We start from the raw sequence: 21534 nt of genomic DNA on the forward strand, positions 1-21534 counted from the left end.
TGACTGGGTTTGCTTCCGACGAACAGGCAAGACAATTCTCTCTCTAGCTAGATTGAAAATAGACTTAGAAAAGGTTGCAAACAAGGCCCCATTACATTTGTTTGCAATCAAGCTGGCGCACCAGCGCCTGGCCCGCATTCGACAGGGTTCTACCGCTGTGCCAGATCACGCCGAGCTGACGCTGTAGCGTCACGTCGGGGACCTGCAAGGCTTTGACCTGTGTATCCAGCATGGTACGTGGCAATACGCTCCAGGCCAGGCCGATCGACACCATCATCTTAATGGTTTCCAGATAGTTGGTGCTCATGCTTATTTGCGGAATCACCCCGCGCTGCTGAAATAGCTGGCTGACCACCTTGTGAGTAAAGGTATTGACCCCTGGGAACACCGCCGGGTAAGCGGCCAGTTGCGCAAGATCGACCTGTGGCAGGCTGGCCAGCGGATGCTCCGGAGCCACTACAAAGTCAAGCGGATCATCCCAGACAGCTTTGGCCATGATCGGTGCTTCCAGGATCGGCGCCAGGGTGATCACCGCCAGTTCAATCTCACCGTGCAGGACTTTGTCATAGGCCACCTCCGAATCGAGGAACTCTATATCCAGCGCCACGTCTGGATAAGCCGCAGTGTAGTTACGCAGGACCGGAGGGAGGCGATGAAGGCCAATGTGATGACTGGTAGCCATGCTCAGGCGCCCCTGGACCTGGCTGGACAGGTTGCCAAGCGCGCGCCTGGTGTCTTTCAGGGCGGTGATGATCTGTTCGGCGCGCGGTTTTAACGCCCGGCCTGCCTCCGTCATGCTGATATGACGGCCTATACGGTCGAATAGTCGCGCCTCCAGCTGCTGCTCAAGAGTGGCAATCCTTTTGCTGATCGCCGGTTGAGTGAGATGCAGCTGCTCCGCCGCGCGGGAAAACGAGGCATGCTCGGCTACCGCGAGAAAGGCTGACAGGTTGGCAGTGTCCATGATTGAGATTCCATATAGTTATCCAATACATGAATAATATGAATTTGTGTTATCCGTTGCCAGCTTTTAAGCTTGTTGCGTGATTCAACGTGATCTATTTGAAATAAGCACGCCACCGAACGAGCGATCAATGCTCGCCTGGCAGCACCAGCCTGGTTCAGGAGTACAGCATGTCCGCCAAGACCCTTTACGACAAGCTTTGGGACAATCATATCGTCAAGCAGCGCGATGATGGATCTGCACTGCTTTATATAGACCGTCACCTGTTGCACGAAGTGACCTCGCCGCAGGCTTTCGAAGGCCTGCGCCTGGCCGGTCGCAAGCCCTGGCGTATCGACGCCAATCTGGCCACTCCGGATCACAACGTACCGACCACCAATCGGGCGGCCGGCGTTTCCGGTATCAGCGATCTGGTATCCAAACTGCAGGTCACCACTCTGGACGATAACTGCACGGATTTCGGCATTCTTGAATTCAAGATGACCGACCGCCGCCAAGGCATCGTGCACGTGGTCGGCCCGGAGCAGGGCGCTACCTTGCCGGGCATGACCGTGGTTTGTGGTGATTCGCACACCGCTACGCATGGAGCCTTTGCTGCGCTGGCGCACGGCATCGGTACCTCTGAGGTCGAACATGTGTTGGCTACCCAGTGTCTGGTAGCCAAGAAGATGAAGAACATGCTGGTCCAGGTCGACGGAGAGTTGGGCTTTGGTGTGACTGCCAAGGACATAGTCCTCGCGGTGATTGGTCAGATCGGCACCGCCGGTGGCAATGGTCATGCGATTGAGTTCGCCGGGTCGGCGATCCGTGATCTGTCGATGGAAGGGCGCATGACCATCTGCAACATGGCCATTGAAGCAGGCGCGCGCGTGGGCATGGTCGCTTGCGACGACAAGACCATTGCCTATGTGGAAGGCCGTCCTTATGCACCCAAGGGTGCGGACTGGGACCAGGCCGTAGCCGCCTGGAAAGATCTGGTCTCCGACGAGGGGGCCGTGTTCGATACCGTGGTCCATTTGGATGCGGCAAGCATCAAGCCGCAGGTGTCCTGGGGTACCTCGCCGGAAATGGTGGTCGCCGTAGACGCACTGGTGCCGGATCCGACCCAGGAACTGGATGCGGTCAAGCGCAACGGTTACGAGCGCGCGCTAAAGTATATGGGCCTGGAGGCCAATCAGCCGATCACCTCGATCAAGCTTGATCGGGTGTTTATCGGCTCCTGCACCAATTCACGCATTGAGGATTTGCGTGCCGCCGCCGCCGTCGCCAAGGGCCGCCAGGTATCGCCCGGCATCAAGCAGGCGATGGTCGTGCCGGGGTCCGGGTTGGTAAAAGAGCAGGCTGAGCTGGAAGGTCTGGACCAGATCTTTACCGCAGCCGGTTTCGAATGGCGTGATCCGGGTTGTTCCATGTGCCTGGCGATGAACCCGGACCGCCTTGAGTCTGGCGAGCATTGCGCCTCTACATCCAACCGCAACTTCGAAGGACGTCAGGGTAACGGCGGGCGTACGCACCTGGTCAGCCCGGCCATGGCTGCGGCTGCTGCTATCGCCGGTCATTTCGTTGATGTTCGTGACATGCTCAACCAGGAGGTCAGCGCATGAAGCCTTTTACTCAGCATACCGGCCTGGTCGCGCCTTTGGATCGTGCCAATGTGGATACCGATCAAATCATTCCAAAGCAGTTTCTCAAGTCGATTCGCCGCAGTGGTTTCGGCAAGAATCTGTTCGATGAGTGGCGCTATCTGGATGAGGGTTTGCCGGATCAGGATGCCTCGCATCGTCCATTGAACCCGGATTTTGTCCTCAATCAGCCGCGCTACCAGGGCGCCAGCGTGCTGCTCGCGCGCAAGAATTTTGGCTGTGGTTCCAGCCGTGAGCACGCACCCTGGGCGTTGGAAGAATATGGTTTCCGAGCAATTCTGGCTCCCAGCTATGCCGATATTTTTTATAACAACAGCTTTAAGAATGGGTTATTACCCATTGTTTTAACTGAAGAAGATATCGATGAGCTGTTTATACAAGCGGAACAGGTGCCGGGCTACGAGCTGACCGTCGATTTGCAGGCGCAGACGGTCACTCGTCCTGACGGCAAGCAGTACAGCTTCGAGGTAGACGCGTTTCGCAAGCACTGCCTGCTCAACGGCCTGGACGATATAGGCCTGACGCTGGAAGACGCGGACGCGATCCGCGCCTTTGAGGTCGGTCACAAGCAAAATAATCCCTGGCTGTTCGACGCTATCAAGGGCATCTGAAATCGCCAGCAACGGTTCTGATTTGAAGGAAGACATAATGAGCATGAAGATTCTGGTTCTGCCCGGCGACGGTATTGGCCCCGAGATCATGGCCGAAGCGGTCAAGGTGCTGGAGTTGGCCAACGACAAGTTCGACCTCGGCGCGGAGCTCAGCTATGACGATCTGGGCGGTGCGGCCTATGACCGTTATGGCAGTCCGCTGGCGGATGAAACCCTGGAGCGTGCTCGGCAGGCTGATGCCATTCTGCTCGGCGCAGTCGGTGGCCCCAAGTGGGACGCCATCGATCCGGCGCTGCGCCCTGAGCGCGGTCTGCTGAAGATTCGCTCGCAGCTGGAGCTGTTTGGCAACTTGCGCCCGGCGATTCTCTACCCGCAATTGGCCGAGGCCTCCACCTTGAAGCCTGAAGTGGTCTCCGGGCTGGATATCCTTATCGTTCGCGAACTCACCGGCGGCATCTATTTTGGTCAGCCGCGTGAGCGCAAGGTGCTGGAATCCGGCGAGCGCTTCGCCTTCGATACCCTGCCTTACAGCGAGTCTGAAGTACGGCGCATTGCCAAGGTCGGTTTCGACTCGGCGCGGGTGCGTGGCAAGAAGCTCTGCTCAGTAGACAAGGCGAACGTCCTGGCCTCCAGCCAACTGTGGCGTGAAGTGGTGGAGGAGGTAGGCAAGGACTACCCGGATGTAGAACTGTCGCACATGTATGTCGACAACGCCGCCATGCAGCTGGTGCGGGCGCCGAAGCAGTTTGATGTGGTCGTCACTGACAATCTGTTCGGGGACATCCTGTCTGATCAGGCGTCAATGCTCACCGGCTCGATCGGCATGCTGCCGTCGGCGTCACTGGATGCCAATAACAAGGGCATGTACGAGCCCTGCCATGGCAGCGCACCTGACATTGCCGGCAAAGGCATTGCCAATCCGCTGGCGACCATCCTGTCGGTCTCGATGATGCTGCGTTACAGCTTCAATCAGGTCGAGGCAGCCGATGCAATCGAGCAGGCGGTGAGTCTGGTGCTCGATCAAAAGCTGCGCACTGGCGATATCATGTCCGAGGGTTGTCAGTTGGTCGGCACAGCGCAGATGGGCGACGCCGTGGCCGCAGCTCTTAAAAACCTGTAAACTGTACGGCTTTGCGTTGCGCCCGGCTGGTCCGGGCGTAATAGTCTTTGAATTCACCCCACGGGGGTTGTAGTTATGAAACAAGTAGGTCTGGTTGGCTGGCGCGGCATGGTTGGTTCCGTGTTGATGCAGCGCATGCGCGAAGAAAACGATTTTGCCGATATCGAGCCGGTGTTCTTCACGACATCGAATGTTGGCGGAGCAGGTCCGGATATCGGCAAGGATACTCCACCGCTTAAAGATGCCTTCGATCTCGAATCGCTGAAGCCGCTGGACGTGATCATTACCTGCCAGGGTGGCGATTACACCCAGGCGGTCTACCCGAAGCTACGTGCCGAAGGTTGGAATGGTTACTGGATTGATGCGGCCTCCACGCTGCGTATGGAAGACGAAGCGGTCATCATTCTGGATCCGGTGAATCGCAAGAATATCGATCAGGCGCTGCGTGACGGGGTCAAGACCTACGTTGGCGGCAACTGCACTGTAAGCCTGATGCTGATGGGCCTTGGCGGTCTGTTCGAGCACGGTCTGGTGGAGTGGATGAGCGCCATGACTTATCAGGCGGCCAGTGGTGCCGGTGCGCAGAACATGCGCGAACTGATCGGGCAGATGGGCACTATTCATGGCTCGGTGGCGGATAAGCTGGCCGATCCGGCCAGTGCGATTCTTGAGATCGATCGCCAGGTAGCGCAAACCCTGCGCTCTGACGACTTTCCGGCCGAGCACTTTGGCGTGCCATTGGCAGGCAGCCTGATACCCTGGATCGACAAGCAGTTGCCCAACGGTCAGAGCCGCGAAGAATGGAAAGCCCAGGCGGAGACCAACAAGATCATCGGCCGCAGTGGCCGTCCGATCCCGGTCGACGGTATTTGTGTGCGTATCGGCGCCATGCGTTGCCACAGCCAGGCGCTGACCATCAAGTTGAACAAGGACGTGCCGCTGGCGGATATTGAATCCATGCTCGCCGAGCACAATTCCTGGTCAAAAGTGGTACCCAATACTAAAGAAGATACATTGCGTGATCTGACGCCGACAGCTGTGACCGGCACCTTGTCGGTCCCGGTCGGGCGTCTGCGCAAGCTGAACATGGGCTCGCAGTACCTGTCCGCGTTCACTGTCGGTGACCAGCTCCTGTGGGGTGCGGCTGAACCGCTGCGCCGCATGCTGCGGATTCTGCAGGAGAGCTAATCTGCCGGCCGGTCTTTTTTCAGGGGCACCCTGGCATTCGCCTGGGTGCCCCTTTGTTTTTGAGCAAGGTTTTTTCAGTTGAGGAATACGTATGAGCAAGACCTGTGACGTAGCGATAGTGGGTGTAACCGGCATGATCGGTGACGTGCTGATCAATGTGCTGGAGGATCACGAGTTCCCTATCGGAAGACTCTATTTGGTTGACGAGGAGGCCTCGGCTGGCGGGCGGCTGATGTACAAAGGCCAGAGTCTGCGGGTTGAGCCGCTGGAGCGCTTCGACTTCAGCAGCGTCCGTGTCGCGGTGTTCTTTTGCGCCGAATCTGTTACCGCGGCCTGGGCGCCGCGAGCGGTGGAGGCGGGGTGTAGTGTGATCGATGGCAGCGGGCATTTCCGCGCGGATACCAGCGTGCCGTTAATGGTTGCAGGCGCCAACCCCCATGTGCTGGAAGGGCGCAGCTGGCCCGGTATTGTGGCTTGCCCGGATAGCCAGGTGGTGCAAACCGTGTTGGCCCTGCGCGCAGTCGCCGGGTCTGGAGTTGAGGCCTTGTCCATCGCTACCTATCAGTCCATGTCTACTCGGGACCTGGACGCGGTAGAAGGTTTGGCTCTGCAGACCGGTCGTCTGCTTAACGGGCAACCGCCGGAAACGGGGGCGCTGGAAAAACAGGCCGCATTCAATTTGATCCCGCGTACCGGGGATGTGGATGAGTTGGGTTACACCCGCGATGAGGTCCGGCTGGCGGACGATTTACGGCGTATTTTCGAGGCCCCGCATATGCCTATCAGCGTGACATGCGTACTCGTGCCGGTATTTTATGGCAATGCGGCGGTGGTTCATGCTAAAACGACTGAATTAGTTGACGTCAAACGACTGGCGGGACTGATTCGCAAGGCTCCGGGAGTGAAATTGCTGGATAAGCCAGCGCCAGGTGGCTACCCGACGCCGGTTTCGGAGGCGACAGGAAGTGATTCGGTATGGATTGGTCGGTTACGTCAGGATCTGCTCGATCCCGCTGGACTGAATATGTGGATTGTGTCAGATAATCTGCGAAAAGGTGTTGTACTTAACAGTCTTCAGACCCTCGACCTGTTGATAAAAGACTATTTGTAATCAATACTTGCTGTGGATTTCGTATTAAGCAGATTAGGTTTGGGTTTTTGACCACTCAGGCCTAATAGGTGTGCCAGGTTGCTGCGGACCGGAAGGGGAGTTGTAGAGAGGGTCGGTACGTGAGCAACGGGATCTGTTGACGCGAGAGAAAACGATAAAAGCAAAGGAACTTCGCTATGGTTCGCAAACTGGTTTTGGCTGTCGCCGCAGCAAGCGCTCTGATGTCATCGAATATGACACTCGCTTTGGGCGTTGGGGATATCAACCTGCGCTCGGCGCTGAATCAGCCATTGGATGCAGAGATCGAGCTGCTCCAGGTCAAGGATTTAACCAGCCAGGAAATTCTGCCTAATCTCGCGTCGCCAGATGAATTTGGCAGAGCCGGTATCGAACGGGACTTTTTCCTTAACGATCTGGTGTTCACGCCGGTTATCCGGCCTGATGGTCGTGCGGTGATCCGCGTCACTTCTAGCAAGCCAGTCAAGGAGCCTTTTCTCAACTTTCTGATGGAAGTGCGCTGGCCGTCCGGTCGCGTATTACGCGAATTTACCCTATTGCTCGACCCTCCGCTGTACAGTCCGACGCCGGTCACCGCCAGCGCCCCGGCCACGCAAGCCTGGCGTGCTCCTGTCGAGCCAACCCAGCGCCCGGTGCCTACGGTTGCCGCTGCCCAACCCAGAGATACTCAGCCTTCGTCTCAGCCTCCGTCTCAGCCGCGGCCTCAGTCAACTGCGCCTGCATCAGCTCGCCCGTCGTCCGAGCAGGCCTCTGGCGAGTGGCGTACCAGCCGCACTGATACCTTGTGGGAAATCGCGCTTCGGAGTCGGCCGTCCGGCGCCTCGGTACACCAGACCATGCTGGCGATCCAGGAGCTCAACCCGAACGCCTTTATCGATAACAATATCAATCGGCTGAAAGCGGATCAGACCTTGACGCTGCCTGACGCTGAACAGGCACGGCGTCTCGGCCAGGCCGACGCAGTGGCTCAGGTTGCAGCGCAGAACAGTGCCTGGCAAGGCGGTCAACGGGCTGAGCCCGCACAGCGTCAGTTGGATGCCCGGCAGCAAGATGCCGCGCCTGCGGCACCGGAAACGGCTCCTGAGGGCGACTCGCTGCGCCTGGTGGCCGGCAGTGCCGAACAGGGTGAAGGCGCTTCAGACAGTGCCAGCACCGATTCCGCCAGTCGCCTGCGTGATCAGCTTGACGAGACCAAGGAACAGCTTGATTCGCTCGAGCGGGAGAAAGCGGAGGCGGATAGCCGCCTGACTGACATGCAGGCACAGATGGACACCTTGCAGCGCTTGCTCGAGCTGAAGGATGCTCAATTGGCAGCGATGCAGGAACAGCTGGGTGATTCGGCTGAGCTGCCAGATATAGCGCCAGAACCAGCTGCGGACGAGTCCACCGCCGATGTGGTTGCTGGCGAGAGTGCTCAGGATCCTGAACTGCCCGCTGTTGATGAATCGGGCCTGCCCGCTGATCAGATGGACGCCCCGGCAGATAGCCTGGCGGAAATGCCCGAAAGCACGGAAACGCCAATCGAGCTTGATGAAGCAGTTGCCGACGATAGTGGTGAGGTAGCTGATCAGGCCGATACTGCAGCTGCGGAACTGTCGCCTTCGGCAGCCCCCGTTCCTGAAACCCCCGCTGCCGAGAGCAATGATCAGGCTCCTGCTGTGGTAGATGCAGAGCAGGACGGCGTCGAGGCGCTGCTGCAACGGATGATGCAGAACCAGACATTCCTGATGGTCGGTGGCGGCATCATATTGCTGCTGATACTGCTGCTGCTGATGGCCCTGGCGCGTCGCAATGCGCGCCGCGAGTCGGAAATGGCGGACAACTTCATAGCGCGTGCTGCCGAAAACCGGGAAGGCGATGAGTCAGGCGATGCCGAAGAGTTCAATGTCGCACTGGCCGGCTTTGATGAGGAATCGCAAGAGCTGGGGATCAGTCATGATCCGATTACTGAGGCCGACGCACTCATTGCCTACGGCAAGCTCGCTGAAGCAGCCGAAGTACTGAACGCGGCGATAGAGGTCGAACCCGAGCGTACCGATCTTCGCTTCAAACTGATGGAGGTTGAAGGGCTGCTGGACAACCGTGAAGGTTACGCCGAGCAAATGACAGCGCTGCGCGACATGGGTGCTCCCGAGTCGCAGATAGCGGCCATGAACGCGCGCTTCCCGGTCATGGCCGCGGCGCTCGTCGCCGGTGCTGCGGTAGCTGATGATGACGCTACCCGGGACTCATTGATGGAAGGCGATGCTGAGACCGTCTTCGAGCAGGATGAGCTGGAAACAATCGAATATGACGTTGGCGGCTTTGAGCCTGAAGAGCCTGCTACTGATGCGGGCCCGGTCGCGGCTGAGTCGGAACACGACGACCTGGACCTGGATTTTGACCTGGATGACAATCTGGCCAAGGACCTGGCTGATCCTGGTGTCAGCGCGCCATCTTCCCAGACAGCTGAAGATGAGTTTGAGCTGGATTTCAATCTGGATGAATCCTCTCAGCCAGCGAAAACTGAAACTGAATCGGACTTTACCCTGGACGAAGATTTTGACCTGTCGCTGACCGATGATCTTCAGGCCGACAGTCTGATGGCCGAGATGGATGCCATGGGCCAATCTGAAGCCAAGACACCTACTGATGCGGAGCCTTCCGAGACCTCGTTCGATCTGTCCGACGAAGAGTTGATGCGCTTCGAAGAGGAACTCAACGAGGCCGAAAACGAAGAGGCTGGTTTTGGTCAGTCGGGAGTTGAGTCGGATGCTCCAGCGAGCAACCTGACATCTGACGATATCTCTTTCGAGTCGGATGAGCTGAACGACTCTCAACTCGATGACGACGACGAAATCGACGCGCTGCCTTCCTCAACGGCGGAACAGGCGTTGGCAGACAGCATTGCCGAAGATGACGAAGACGAATTCGACTTTCTCTCCGGCACGGATGAATGCGCAACCAAGCTGGATCTGGCGCGGGCCTACATCGATATGGGCGATCAGGAAGGGGCTCGTGATATTCTTGGCGAAGTATTGGAAGAGGGGAATGACCAGCAAAAGCAGGACGCTCGGGACATGATGGAGCAACTTGACTAAACAATGAGTAGTTCAACCTCAGACGCGGCCGCCCCAGAGGCGGCCGCTGTTGTTTCCAGGGTAGCGGCCTGCGTCGAATATCGCGGCACCGCGTACCGCGGCTGGCAGCGGCAGCAACCGGGAGTCAAGAGCGTCCAGGAGGCGGTCGAAAAAGCCCTCGGACGAGTCGCCAATCATCCGGTGAACCTGTTTTGCGCAGGCCGTACTGATGCCGGCGTACACGCCTCCTGCCAGATCATCCATTTTGAAACCAATGCGGTGCGTACCGCGTTCAACTGGGTGCATGGCGCCAATGCCAATCTGCCGGCGGATATCAGCCTGGCCTGGGCGCAAACTGTGCCGAAGGACTTTCATGCCCGGTTCTCGGCGGTAGCGCGACGTTATCGCTATGTTATCTACAATGATCCGGTCCGACCGGCGCACCTGGCGCACGAAGTGACCTGGAATTATCGCCCGCTGGATATCGATCTGATGCGACGTGCGGCCGAGCCTCTGGTCGGCGAACACGATTTCACTTCCTACCGGGCGCTGGCATGCCAGGCAAAATCACCGGTCAAGCGGGTGCATCACCTGAAATTGTACGAGTTTGGTCGATTTATCGTCATCGATATTCGCTCTGATGCATTTTTGCATCATATGGTGCGCAACATTGCTGGTGTGTTGATGCAGATTGGCTGTGGAGAAAGACCGGTTAGCTGGGCGGGCGAGGTGCTTGAAGCCCGCTGTCGACGCGAGGGCGGGCTGACTGCGCCACCCTACGGTCTGTATCTGGTTGATGTCACTTATCCCGAGCGCTTTTCCTTGCCGGAACGGTATATGGGCCCGCACTTTCTGGCGGCGCTGAATACGCTCGACTGACGCTGGCGGGCTGATCTGCTACTATTCAGGGCCAGATCAATTCAGGTATTTCTCCGTACATGGTGCGAATCAAGATATGCGGTATCACGCGGGTTGAAGACGCGCTGGCCGCTGCGCGGGCTGGAGCCGATGCCATAGGTTTGGTGTTTTATCCCGCCAGTCCGCGCGCAGTGAGCCCAACAGTCGCGCGTCAGATCATTCGCGCGCTGCCCCCTTTTGTCACTTCCGTTGGCCTGTTTGTGGATGCGTCTGCGACAGAAGTCCATCAAGTGCTGGCGGAAGCTCCCCTGGACGTTTTGCAATTTCATGGCAATGAATCCGCAGAGTTCTGTAATCAGTTTGGCCGGCCCTATCTCAAGGCGCTCAGAGTGAAACCTGGCGATGACCTGAACGCCTTAGCCGCTCAGTGGCCAGACGCTTCCGGCATTCTCCTGGATAGTTACAAGGACGGTGTGCCCGGCGGTACTGGAGAGATCTTTGACTGGTCGCTTATTCCGCTCGAGCGGAATTGGCCGCTGGTGCTGGCTGGCGGGTTGACCGCAGACAATGTGGCCGATGCCATTGCCCGATCTGCCCCCTGGGCAGTGGATGTCAGCGGCGGGGTAGAGCAGGCCAAGGGCATCAAGAATGCCGCTAAAATCAATTCCTTTGTTCAAGAGGTGAAGCGTGTCTGACACAAAGCCCGTGGATTACACCACTATTCCTGATCAGCGAGGGCATTTCGGACCCTATGGCGGTCGGTTTGTTTCCGAAACGCTGATGGACGCGCTGGAAGAGCTGGAGGCGCTTTATCAGCGCTTGTCCGCTGATCCAGATTTTCAGGCGGAGTTCGATTACGACCTCGCCCATTATGTTGGCCGTCCCTCGCCGCTGTATCTGGCTGAGCGCTTGACCGCCAAGGTTGGCGGAGCGCAGATCTATCTCAAGCGTGAAGACCTCAACCACACTGGCGCGCACAAGGTCAACAATACGATCGGCCAGGCGCTGCTGGCCAAGCATATGGGCAAGCCACGCGTCATCGCCGAGACTGGCGCTGGTCAGCATGGCGTAGCCACGGCAACAGTCGCTGCACGGCTGGGGCTTAAGTGCCAGGTGTACATGGGCGCTGATGACGTTCAGCGGCAATCGCTCAACGTTTACCGCATGAAGCTTCTCGGTGCCGAAGTGATACCGGTAACGTCTGGTTCCCGCACCTTGAAAGACGCGATGAATGAGGCAATGCGTGATTGGGTCACCAATATTGATGACACCTTCTACATTATCGGCACCGTCGCCGGCCCGCATCCCTACCCGAAGCTGGTGAGGGACTTTCAGTGCGTGATCGGTCGTGAGGCACGCGCACAGTGTTTGACCCAGTATGGCAAGTTACCTGACGCGCTGGTGGCGTGCGTCGGCGGCGGGTCCAACGCGATCGGACTGTTTCATCCATTTCTTGAAGACACTGGCGTGGCCATGTATGGCGTTGAAGCGGGCGGCCTGGGCCTGGAGACCGGCCAGCATGCCGCACCGCTAGCAGCCGGCCGGCCTGGCGTGCTGCACGGCAATCGGACTTATCTGATGGAAGATGACGCTGGCCAGATCATTGAGACCCATTCAGTTTCTGCAGGGTTGGATTATCCTGGCGTCGGGCCAGAGCATAGCTGGCTGAAGGACATCGGCCGGGTGAACTATGTGAACGCCACTGACGAAGAAGCCCTGACCGCTTTCCGCGAGCTGACCTGCGTCGAAGGCATCATGCCGGCATTGGAGTCTGCCCACGCAGTGGCGTACGCCATGAAGCTGGCAGCCACCATGCGTCCAGATCAGACTATTGTGGTCAATCTGTCCGGGCGTGGTGACAAGGATATTCATACCGTGGCCGGCATTGACGGCATCAGTCTTTGAACAGAGTGTGATATGAGTCGAATACAAGCGTGTTTTGAACAGTTGCGTACAGATGGCCGCAAGGCGTTGATTCCCTACGTGACAGCCGGTGATCCGGATCCGGCAATGACCTTGCCGCTGATGCACGAACTGGTAGAGGCGGGCGCTGACGTCATTGAGTTGGGTGTGCCTTTTTCTGATCCGATGGCCGATGGCCCGGTGATTCAGCAAGCGATGGAACGAGCCTTGAAGCACCAGGTTAGCCTGACTCAAGTGCTGGAGATGGTGCGTCAGTTCCGCGAGACCAATCAGACTACCCCGGTGGTATTGATGGGCTATCTCAACCCGGTTGAACGCATGGGTTATGAAACCTTTGCCGATGCGGCCCTGGCTGCAGGGGTTGATGGAGTTCTGACCGTGGACTTGCCTCCGGAAGAAGCCGACGAGGTCGCTGCGCTGTTCAAGGCGCGCGGGCTGGATGTGATTTTCCTTCTGTCACCTACCACCACGCTGCAGCGGGCGGCGAAAATCTGTCACCACGCCAGCGGCTATGTCTATTATGTTTCACTCAAGGGTGTGACCGGGTCCAGTGCATTGAACGTCACTGATGTGGCAGCCAAGCTGGATCAACTGCGCACCGTGACCGATTTGCCGATTGGCGTGGGATTTGGTATTCGTGACGGAAAGACTGCAGCAGCTGTTGGCGCTGTGGCTGACGGTGTGGTGGTTGGCTCGGTACTGGTTAATCAGATTGCCGATCATGTTGGGCAGCCTGAACAGGCTCGCAAGGCAATTGGCGCTATTATTCGCGACATGCGCCTGGCTATGGATCAGCGATAGAACAACCCTCTTTGGTATAGCAGACAACGAAAATAAGGATTGGCGATGAGCAACTGGCTGGTAGATAAGTTGATACCCTCCATAGTGCGTTCCGAAGCACAAAAGAGCAGTGTGCCCGAGGGCCTGTGGCGCAAATGTCCGTCCTGCGATGCCGTACTGTACCGCCCCGAGCTGGAAAAAAACCTGGATATCTGCCCCAAGTGCAGCCATCACCTGCGGATCAACGCCCGCCGTCGCCTGGATATTTTTCTTGATCCGGAAGGACGCACCGAGATCGCTGCCGAACTGGAGCCAGTCGACCGGCTGAAGTTCCGCGACAGCAAGAAATACAAGGATCGCCTGACCGCAGCGCAGAAAGATACCGGCGAGAAAGATGCGTTAGTGGTCATGCAGGGCGCCTTGAAAGGCAATCCGATTGTCGCCAGCGCCTTTGAATTCAATTTCATGGGCGGTTCGATGGGCAGTGTGGTTGGCGCGCGCTTTGTACGCGGTGCCGAAATTGCACTTAAAGAACGTATTCCCTACGTGTGCTTTTCAGCGTCCGGTGGCGCGCGTATGCAGGAAGCGCTGTTTTCATTGATGCAGATGGCCAAGACCAGTGCCGCTCTGGCAAAAATGAAGGAAGAGGGCATTCCGTTTATTTCGGTGATGACCGATCCGGTATACGGCGGCGTATCTGCCAGCTTGGCGATGCTCGGCGACCTGAACGTGGCTGAGCCAAATGCGCTGATCGGTTTTGCCGGTCCTCGGGTTATCGAGCAGACCGTTCGCGAGAAGCTCCCCGCGGGCTTCCAGCGCAGTGAATTCCTGCTCGCCCATGGGGCCTTGGATATGATCATCCCCCGCGCCGAGTTGCGTGATCGGCTGTCCAGTATGCTGACCATGTTCACGGGCTTGCCCGCACCGGAACGGGATCCGCCGCTTGAGCCCCTGACCGGCGAGGCCTGATGGCGCACACTGATCTAGCTGGCTGGTTGGCGCGGCTGGAGCAGCTGCATCCTACCGAGATCGATATGGGTTTGCAGCGGGTGGCCACTGTTGCGGCCCGTATGGGGCTCTCCCGTCCCGCACCGTTAGTGTTTACCGTCACAGGCACTAACGGCAAGGGGTCCACTTGCGCGACCCTGGATGCGCTGTTGCGGCACGCCGGGCTGCGCTCAGGTGTTTATACCTCCCCACATTTGCTGGCCTATAACGAGCGAGTTTGCATAGACGGCAAGCCTGTGTCCGACGATAGCCTCTGCGAGGCTTTTGCTCGAATAGAGGCCGCCCGCGCAGAAACCTCTCTGACCTATTTCGAGTTCGGTACGCTGGCAGCACTGCTGTTATTCGAGCAGGCGGAACTGGACGCGGTAGTGTTGGAAGTCGGCCTTGGTGGCCGCCTTGACGCGGTGAATATTGTCGATGCCGATGTGGCTGTGGTCACCAGTATTGGCCTGGACCATCAGGAATATCTGGGCAACACCCGGGAGTCTGTGGGTTACGAAAAAGCCGGCATCTTGCGACCCTCGATAAAACTGGTCTGCAGTGAAATCGATCTGCCCTCTACATTCGTTGCGGAAGTAGGGCGGCAGCAAGCGTTGATGCTGCAACGCAATAAAGATTATGGGTGGCGCGCGGAAGGTGGGCATTGGCTGTTATATGGCCGGGACGCGCGGGGCGAATCGCGAAGCGTAACTGGTCTGCCAGCAGTTTCCTTACCCAAGGACAACCTGGTCACGGCCTTGCAGGCATTCTGGGCGGCGGGGCTGGAGCTTTCCGACAAGCAGATCGTCGATGCGTTGGCCAATGTTTGCGTGCCAGGCCGCATGCAGCGCCGCACTGTCAGCTGGCGCGGCCAGCCACGGCAACTGCTGCTGGATGTGGGGCACAATCCGCATGCTGCGGCTTTTCTCGCCGCCGAACTTGAATCTGATAGCGTAGAGCGGTTGGCGGTTTTTGGTCTGCTGGCAGACAAGGATCTTGCCGGTGTGGTTGCGCCTCTGGTCGGTGTATTCAGTCGCTGGGCACTAGCCCCTTTACCCAGCCCGAGAACGCGGCCCGTTAGCGATCTGGCTACCTGCCTGACCGTTCTAGGGGAGCGAAGTGAAGGTTACGGCTCCGTCGCCGAAGCGTTGGAGCAGAGCCTTGACACAACGCCAGCTTCTACCGAAATAGTCATTTTCGGGTCGTTTTTCTGCGTCTCAGCAGCCATACTCTGGCTAAACCTCCAGTCCCGGGATCTGAATAATGGATGACAAATTGAAACAGCGGCTTATCGGTGCGTTGGTGTTGATCATTGCTGCGGTGGTTTTTCTGCCCATGCTGTTATCCGGTCAGGACGAGACCGTGAGTGTTGAAGTCGAAGCCCCCGAGCAGCCGGTGATGTCGAGCGAGCCTATCGAATCAGCGGCCCCTATCGAATTGCCGGCGCCCGAGCCGGTGAACGATATTCCGGAGGCTGAAGGCATTCCTCTGCCGGTGGAAGAGGAGGTCGCTGAGCCAGCGATTAGCGAAGCTCCAGTCGCCGAGCCTGTGCCCGCCCCCGAGCCTGAAGCCGCGCCAGCACCCGTTGCACCGACCGCCACGCAAGGCGATTGGGTCATCCAGTTAGGCAGTTTTTCAGCGGTGGCGAATGCCGAGGGTTTCAAGCAGAAACTGGTGGAGCAGGGCTACAACGCCTATACGGTAACGGCAAAGGCGGATGGCAAAGAGATTACCCGGGTTTACGTAGGGCCGCTTCTGGATCGCGAAAGCGCCAACCGGGTGCGCGACGAGCTGAGTCGCCGGCATGAGACCAAGGGTTTCGTAACGGCGTTTGATGCGGCTTCGGGTAAGCGATAGCGGTTCCGGTCAAAGGGCGGCTCTGGTAGAATATCGGCCTTTCCGCCAACGGGTGTTTCGTCGTGACACTAGCCTGGATTGATTGGGCCATCATCGCCATTATTACCGTCTCGACTGTGATCAGTTTAGCCCGGGGTTTCGTCAAGGAAGCGCTATCGCTGGTGACCTGGGTGGTCGCTGGCCTGGTAGCCTGGATGTTTGGCGGTGCGCTGGCCGAGTATCTGATTCCGTATATCGCGACACCTTCGCTCCGGGTGATTGCCGCCTGCGCTATATTATTTGTTCTGACATTGATTCTAGGCGGACTGGTCAATTATCTGATCGGCCAGTTGGTGATGGTCACTGGCCTGAGTGGTACAGACCGTTTTCTGGGTATGATATTTGGTGCCGCCCGCGGTGCATTGTTGGTTACCGTTGGTGTAGGGCTGTTGAGCCTGGCGCCGGTCGATGCTGACGAATGGTGGCGGCAGTCCGAGCTGATTCCGCATTTTCTCCTGGTTGCTGACTGGTCCAAGAGCATGATTCTCGGGTTTGTTGGGCGCTGATCCTTGCACCTGGCAGTGGCAGGTGTGGTGTATCCATAGACGAAAAGGTGTTTAGGCATGTGTGGCATTGTTGGCATAGTGGGCAAAGCGAACGTCAATCAGGCGCTCTATGATGCCCTGACAGTCCTGCAGCATCGCGGCCAGGACGCCGCCGGCATCGTAACCTGCGACCGTGGGCGGCTCTACCTGCGCAAGGATAACGGCCTGGTACGAGACGTGTTTCATCAGCGGCATATGCAGCGTTTGGTAGGCAACATGGGCATAGGCCATGTGCGCTACCCAACAGCTGGGTCGTCCAGTTCAGCCGAAGCGCAACCGTTCTACGTCAACTCTCCCTACGGCATCACCCTGGCGCACAACGGCAATCTGACCAACGTCGAGCAGCTGTCTCGCGAGATCTACGAGTCCGACCTGCGCCACATCAATACCAACTCCGACTCGGAAGTATTGCTCAACGTCTTCGCTCACGAACTGGCCCGTTGCGGGAAACTGCAGCCCAGCCAGGAAGATATCTTTGATGCTGTGCGCGCTGTGCACAAGCGTTGTGTTGGCGGCTATGCGGCGATTGCGATGGTTACCGGCTACGGCATCGTCGGCTTCCGCGACCCCAATGCGATTCGCCCCATCGTCTTTGGCCAGCGCGAAACCGAGAATGGCGTCGAGTACATGATCGCCTCGGAAAGCGTTTCGCTGGATGTGCTGGGCTTCGATCTGATCCGCGATCTGGAGCCGGGCGAGGCTGTTTACATCACTGACAAGGGCGAACTGCATACCCGTCAGTGCGCGGAAAATCCACATTACTCGCCCTGCATTTTCGAACATGTGTATCTGGCGCGCCCGGATTCGATGATCGACAACGTGCTGGTCTATAAGGCGCGGTTGCGCATGGGTGAGAAGCTCGCGGAAAAAATTCTGCGCGACAACCCTGATCACGGTATCGACGTTGTTATCCCGATTCCGGACACCAGCCGTACCTCGGCGGTGGAGCTGGCGAACCATTTGGGCGTCAAGTTTCGTGAAGGCTTCGTCAAGAACCGCTACATCGGGCGTACTTTCATCATGCCCGGCCAGGCCGCGCGGAAAAAATCTGTACGGCAGAAACTCAACGCAATTGAGCTGGAGTTTCGTGGCAAGAATGTTCTACTGGTGGACGACTCTATCGTTCGCGGTACCACCTGCAAGCAGATCATTCAGATGGCCCGTGAAGCGGGTGCCAAACAGGTTTATTTCTGCTCTGCTGCACCTGCAGTGCGCTACCCGAACGTGTATGGCATCGATATGCCCAGCGTCCACGAGCTGATCGCGCACAATCGTACTACTGAAGAAGTGGCTGAATTGATCGGCGCGGACTGGTTGATCTACCAGGATCTGCATGACCTGGTGGACGCGGTCAGTGAGGGCAATCCCAAGCTGAAGCGCTTTGATTGTTCGGTGTTTGACGGTGACTACATTACTGGCGATGTGAACGAGGCTTACCTGGGCAAGATCGAGCGCGCGCGCAATGATGCTGCCATGGCCACAGGTGATCAGGGCAACGCGGTGATCGAACTGCACAATAATTAAGCAAGAACAACAGCCGCTGGCGAGCCGCGTAAAGCCACTCGTCAGCGCAGCAAAGAGATTCGAGCCATGACTACAGAATGGGATGCGGGTCGCCTGGATAGCGATCTGAGCGAAGTGGGTTTCGATACCCTGGCCGTGCGCGCGGGCCAGCGCCGCGGGCCCGAAGCCGAACACGGCGAAGCCTTGTTTCTGACTTCCAGCTATGTGTTTCGCAGCGCCGCCGATGCAGCTGCCTGTTTTGCTGGCGAAGCCAAGGGCAACGTCTACTCGCGCTACATGAATCCCACTGTGCGCACCTTTGAAGAGCGTATGGCTGCGCTGGAAGGCGCCGAGCAGGCTGTCGCTACGTCTTCAGGCATGGCTGCGATTCTGGCCATGGTCATGAGCCTGTGTTCTGCCGGCGATCATATTCTGGTCTCGCGCAGTGTGTTTGGAGCCACGGTCAGTCTGTTCGACAAATACTTCAAGCGCTTCGGGGTCGAGTTCGATTATGTCGAGCTAGCGGACTTGAATGCCTGGAAGTCCGCGTGCAAGCCCAATACCAAACTGTTCTTTGTCGAATCGCCCTCCAACCCGCTCGCCGAGCTGGTAGACATTCGCGGCCTGTCGGAAGTGGCTCATGCGCAGGGCGCCCTGTTGGCGGTTGATAATTGCTTCTGTACGCCAGCACTGCAAAAACCTCTGGAACTGGGCGCCGACATCATCATTCATTCGGCAACCAAGTATATCGACGGTCAAGGCCGTTGCCTGGGGGGTGTAGTAGCGGGTCGCCGCGAGCACATGCAGGAAGTGGTGGGCTTTTTGCGCACTGCCGGACCGACCCTCAGCCCGTTCAATGCCTGGGTGTTTCTCAAAGGTTTGGAGACCTTGCGCCTGCGCATGCAGGCACATTGCGCCAGCGCGCAGACACTGGCTGAATGGCTGGAACAGCAGGAGGGCGTCGAGCACGTGTATTACGCTGGGCTACCCAGTCACCCGCAGCATGAGTTGGCCAAGCGTCAACAAAAGGCCTTCGGTGCTGTGCTCAGCTTTGAGGTGGCCGGTGGCCGTGAGGCGGCCTGGCGTTTCATTGATGCGACCCGGTTGTTGTCCATCACCGCTAACCTGGGCGACAGCAAGAGCACCATTACCCATCCTGCGACCACTACTCATGGCCGTCTGACGCCGGAAACCCGAGCTACAGCGGGGATTCGCGACAATCTGATCCGCATTGCGGTGGGTCTGGAAGAAGTAGAGGATCTGCAAGCCGATCTGATACGCGGACTGGCGGCGCTACGCGCCTGATAGTGAGACGCGTCTCACAACAAGGGTAAAAAGCTTTTTATTTTCAGATACAGCTGTTTTAAGTTGATTCGGCCGCAGGGAAGCGGGCCAGATCCGCTGCAGTCACCCCTGCAGTGCGGCGATCTTTCATAAAAAAGGAGCTTTACCATGAAGCATTTTATTCTTGCTGTTTGTCTTTCTTTTGCCTCGGTCTTTGCCCTGCCTGCTCTGGCAGAATCCACCCCAGCCCCTGTGGTCAGCGTCAACATCAATTCTGCCAGTGCCGATGAGATAGCCGAAGTGCTTCAGGGCGTAGGTCAGGCCAAGGCTCAGGCGATCGTCGACTACCGCGAATCCAATGGCGCCTTTGCCGCGATTGAAGACCTGGGGGAGGTCAAGGGTATTGGCGAGGCTACCCTGGCCAAGAATCAGGAGCGGATCACCCTGAAGTAATCGTGGTTTACCTGATATCGGCGCAGCGTTGTCGATATCAGGTTTTGAGTTTGCTTACCGACTCGCTCAAGGTGTGCGCCAGACTGGCCAGTTGCTCGCTGGTGGCGGCGCTGAGTGAGGTTTGCCTCACGGTAGTTTCTGTCACATCCCTTATCTGCACGACACTCTCGGTAATGGCTTCTGCCGCTTGGCTCTGCTGCTCTACGGCAGAGGCGATTTCGCTATTTCCGTCGCGAATCTGGCTGACGGCGGCCGCAATAATCTCCAGTGCCTCTCCCGCCTGCTGGCTTTGCTCGACTGATTCATGCGTTAGCGCTGCACTGGCATGCATATCGCTCACCGCCGCGCTGGTACCGCTTTGCAGCGCCTCTATCATGCGCTGAATTTCCTCGGTGGAGATCTGGACCCGTTGCGCCAGAGCTCGTACTTCGTCTGCTACCACCGCAAATCCGCGGCCTGACTCGCCGGCGCGTGCGGCTTCAATGGCGGCATTAAGTGCAAGCAGGTTGGTTTGCTCGGCGATATTGCGAATCACGCTGACCACGCCACTGATTTCCCGGCTATGTCCTTGCAGGGTTTCCATATGCCGAGTGCAACGTTCGATGCTGGTCGCCAGGCCGGCAATCGTCTGACTAACCAGGTTCACCCGATCATGGCCTTCGCGTGCCAGCAAATCCGCTTGCCTGGATTGGTCGCGGGTCGTCGACGAATTGCGCGCGATGTCCTGGACGGTCGCACTCATCTCGTTGGCAGCAGCGGCGACCATGTCAGTCTGGCTCTGTTGGCTGGTCATGCCCGCGCGCACCTGGGCCATGACTTGCACCAGATTGGCTGTACCTGCGTCGAGTTGTTCCGCGGCCTGCCTGACCGAGCGGACAATGTCGTGTTGCGATGCTTGCATGGCATTGAACGCTCGCGCTATGGAGCCGATCTCGTCACGTGAGTCAGCCTGCGCGCGCAGGGTCAGATCACCGCTTTGCTGGACCTTGAGCATCACATCACGCAGCGCGACGATGTGCCCGGTAATGAACGAAATCAGCAGTTGCGAGACAACCAGCAGCAACAGCATCAACAGCGTCACGGTGAAAGCGTAGAAAGGCGCTCGTTCGATCAGCAACTGCATATAAGGGATACGCTCAACACCCAGCAGGTAGGGTTGTCCTGCCTGTTGGCCAGCCCAAAGTCCATAGAACTCGCGAGCATCCGCTGGGTCTAATTGCTCAGCAGATTTCCACAGAGGAGTGGCAATGTTGCTTGAGGTCAATCGGTTGTGCCGGGGTTCTGGTGGAATTTCTTTCAGTCCAGGTAGTGCGGGGATGGAGCTGTTGTTGGAGGCTAGCACGGCACCGGCGAGCTGCTTTCGCTGATCCTGCAGGCTGTGCTGCTCGATCCAGAGTGCGGCCAGAACCAGCATCAGGGTGGTGACGAATGCTACCGAATTGACGGCCCAGAATTTGTATTTTAACGGTAGATGCTGAAGAACCACGCCATTGCTCCTTTGAGGCCGTGCAATCGCCGCCGCGAATACACTGTGTAGCCAGTATAAATATGCTTTAGCAGTATCGGTTGACGAGGATCAAACTTGAATGAG

At 57.9% G+C, this 21534-nt stretch carries 19 protein-coding genes; 17 read left to right on the forward strand and 2 right to left on the reverse strand.

Annotation, left to right across the window (positions count from 1 at the left end):
- Positions 1-91 precede the first annotated feature (91 nt).
- Complete coding sequence (locus tag DT594_RS04440; RefSeq protein WP_149331537.1) at positions 92-964, reverse strand: LysR family transcriptional regulator; 873 nt, start codon at positions 962-964, stop codon at positions 92-94.
- A gap of 170 nt (positions 965-1134) precedes the next feature.
- Between DT594_RS04440 and leuC the strand changes: the two genes are divergently transcribed.
- From leuC to DT594_RS04525, 17 genes are all read left to right on the forward strand, one after another.
- Positions 1135-2568: a 3-isopropylmalate dehydratase large subunit gene (gene leuC, locus DT594_RS04445; protein WP_149331538.1), complete on the forward strand. Its 1434-nt coding sequence runs from the start codon at positions 1135-1137 to the stop codon at positions 2566-2568.
- Positions 2565-3218: a 3-isopropylmalate dehydratase small subunit gene (gene leuD / locus DT594_RS04450; RefSeq protein WP_149331539.1), complete on the forward strand. Its 654-nt coding sequence runs from the start codon at positions 2565-2567 to the stop codon at positions 3216-3218. Before leuC ends, leuD begins: the two co-directional genes overlap by 4 nt.
- A 37-nt stretch (positions 3219-3255) precedes the next feature.
- Entirely contained in the window at positions 3256-4338 is a 1083-nt protein-coding gene (gene leuB, locus DT594_RS04455; protein ID WP_149331540.1) for a 3-isopropylmalate dehydrogenase, read from the forward strand.
- Positions 4339-4413: 75 nt separating this feature from the next.
- A complete protein-coding gene (asd, locus tag DT594_RS04460) occupies positions 4414-5526 on the forward strand; it encodes an aspartate-semialdehyde dehydrogenase (protein WP_149331541.1) in 1113 nt (370 codons plus the stop codon).
- 91 nt (positions 5527-5617) lie between these two features.
- Positions 5618-6637, forward strand: coding sequence for an aspartate-semialdehyde dehydrogenase (locus DT594_RS04465; protein ID WP_149331542.1), 1020 nt, complete (start codon positions 5618-5620; stop codon positions 6635-6637).
- 176 nt (positions 6638-6813) lie between these two features.
- Entirely contained in the window at positions 6814-9735 is a 2922-nt protein-coding gene (locus tag DT594_RS04470) for a FimV/HubP family polar landmark protein (protein ID WP_149331543.1), read from the forward strand.
- Positions 9736-9738: 3 nt separating this feature from the next.
- A complete protein-coding gene (truA, locus tag DT594_RS04475) occupies positions 9739-10593 on the forward strand; it encodes a tRNA pseudouridine(38-40) synthase TruA (protein ID WP_149331544.1) in 855 nt (284 codons plus the stop codon).
- A gap of 59 nt (positions 10594-10652) precedes the next feature.
- Positions 10653-11267: a phosphoribosylanthranilate isomerase gene (locus DT594_RS04480; RefSeq protein ID WP_149331545.1), complete on the forward strand. Its 615-nt coding sequence runs from the start codon at positions 10653-10655 to the stop codon at positions 11265-11267.
- On the forward strand, positions 11260-12477 hold the full coding sequence (trpB, locus tag DT594_RS04485) for a tryptophan synthase subunit beta (RefSeq protein WP_149331546.1): 1218 nt from the start codon (positions 11260-11262) through the stop codon (positions 12475-12477). Before DT594_RS04480 ends, trpB begins: the two co-directional genes overlap by 8 nt.
- Positions 12478-12489: 12 nt before the next feature.
- Positions 12490-13296: a tryptophan synthase subunit alpha gene (gene trpA, locus DT594_RS04490; protein ID WP_149331547.1), complete on the forward strand. Its 807-nt coding sequence runs from the start codon at positions 12490-12492 to the stop codon at positions 13294-13296.
- Between the two features lie 45 nt (positions 13297-13341).
- Entirely contained in the window at positions 13342-14244 is a 903-nt protein-coding gene (gene accD, locus DT594_RS04495; RefSeq protein WP_149331548.1) for an acetyl-CoA carboxylase, carboxyltransferase subunit beta, read from the forward strand.
- Positions 14244-15533 (forward strand): bifunctional tetrahydrofolate synthase/dihydrofolate synthase, encoded by a 1290-nt coding sequence (folC, locus tag DT594_RS04500; protein ID WP_149331549.1) that lies wholly within the window; start codon positions 14244-14246, stop codon positions 15531-15533. The genes accD and folC overlap by 1 nt, the downstream gene beginning before the upstream one ends.
- A complete protein-coding gene (locus DT594_RS04505) occupies positions 15526-16119 on the forward strand; it encodes an SPOR domain-containing protein (protein ID WP_149331550.1) in 594 nt (197 codons plus the stop codon). The genes folC and DT594_RS04505 overlap by 8 nt, the downstream gene beginning before the upstream one ends.
- A gap of 62 nt (positions 16120-16181) precedes the next feature.
- Positions 16182-16664, forward strand: a complete 483-nt coding sequence (locus DT594_RS04510; protein WP_149331551.1) for a CvpA family protein — start codon at positions 16182-16184, stop codon at positions 16662-16664.
- Between the two features lie 57 nt (positions 16665-16721).
- Positions 16722-18227, forward strand: a complete 1506-nt coding sequence (purF, locus tag DT594_RS04515; protein WP_149331552.1) for an amidophosphoribosyltransferase — start codon at positions 16722-16724, stop codon at positions 18225-18227.
- A gap of 66 nt (positions 18228-18293) precedes the next feature.
- Positions 18294-19511 (forward strand): O-succinylhomoserine sulfhydrylase, encoded by a 1218-nt coding sequence (locus DT594_RS04520; protein ID WP_149331553.1) that lies wholly within the window; start codon positions 18294-18296, stop codon positions 19509-19511.
- Positions 19512-19658: 147 nt separating this feature from the next.
- A complete protein-coding gene (locus tag DT594_RS04525; protein ID WP_096345854.1) occupies positions 19659-19943 on the forward strand; it encodes a ComEA family DNA-binding protein in 285 nt (94 codons plus the stop codon).
- Between the two features lie 37 nt (positions 19944-19980).
- Here the strand turns inward: DT594_RS04525 and DT594_RS04530 are convergent, their stop codons facing one another.
- The gene (locus DT594_RS04530) at positions 19981-21429 is read right to left on the reverse strand and encodes a methyl-accepting chemotaxis protein (protein ID WP_246164547.1); all 1449 of its coding nucleotides are present in this window, start codon (positions 21427-21429) and stop codon (positions 19981-19983) included.
- Positions 21430-21534 lie beyond the last annotated feature (105 nt).

Source organism: Halopseudomonas laoshanensis (genome assembly GCF_008365385.1).
In the GTDB taxonomy this organism is placed as follows: Bacteria; Pseudomonadota; Gammaproteobacteria; order Pseudomonadales; family Pseudomonadaceae; genus Halopseudomonas; species Halopseudomonas laoshanensis.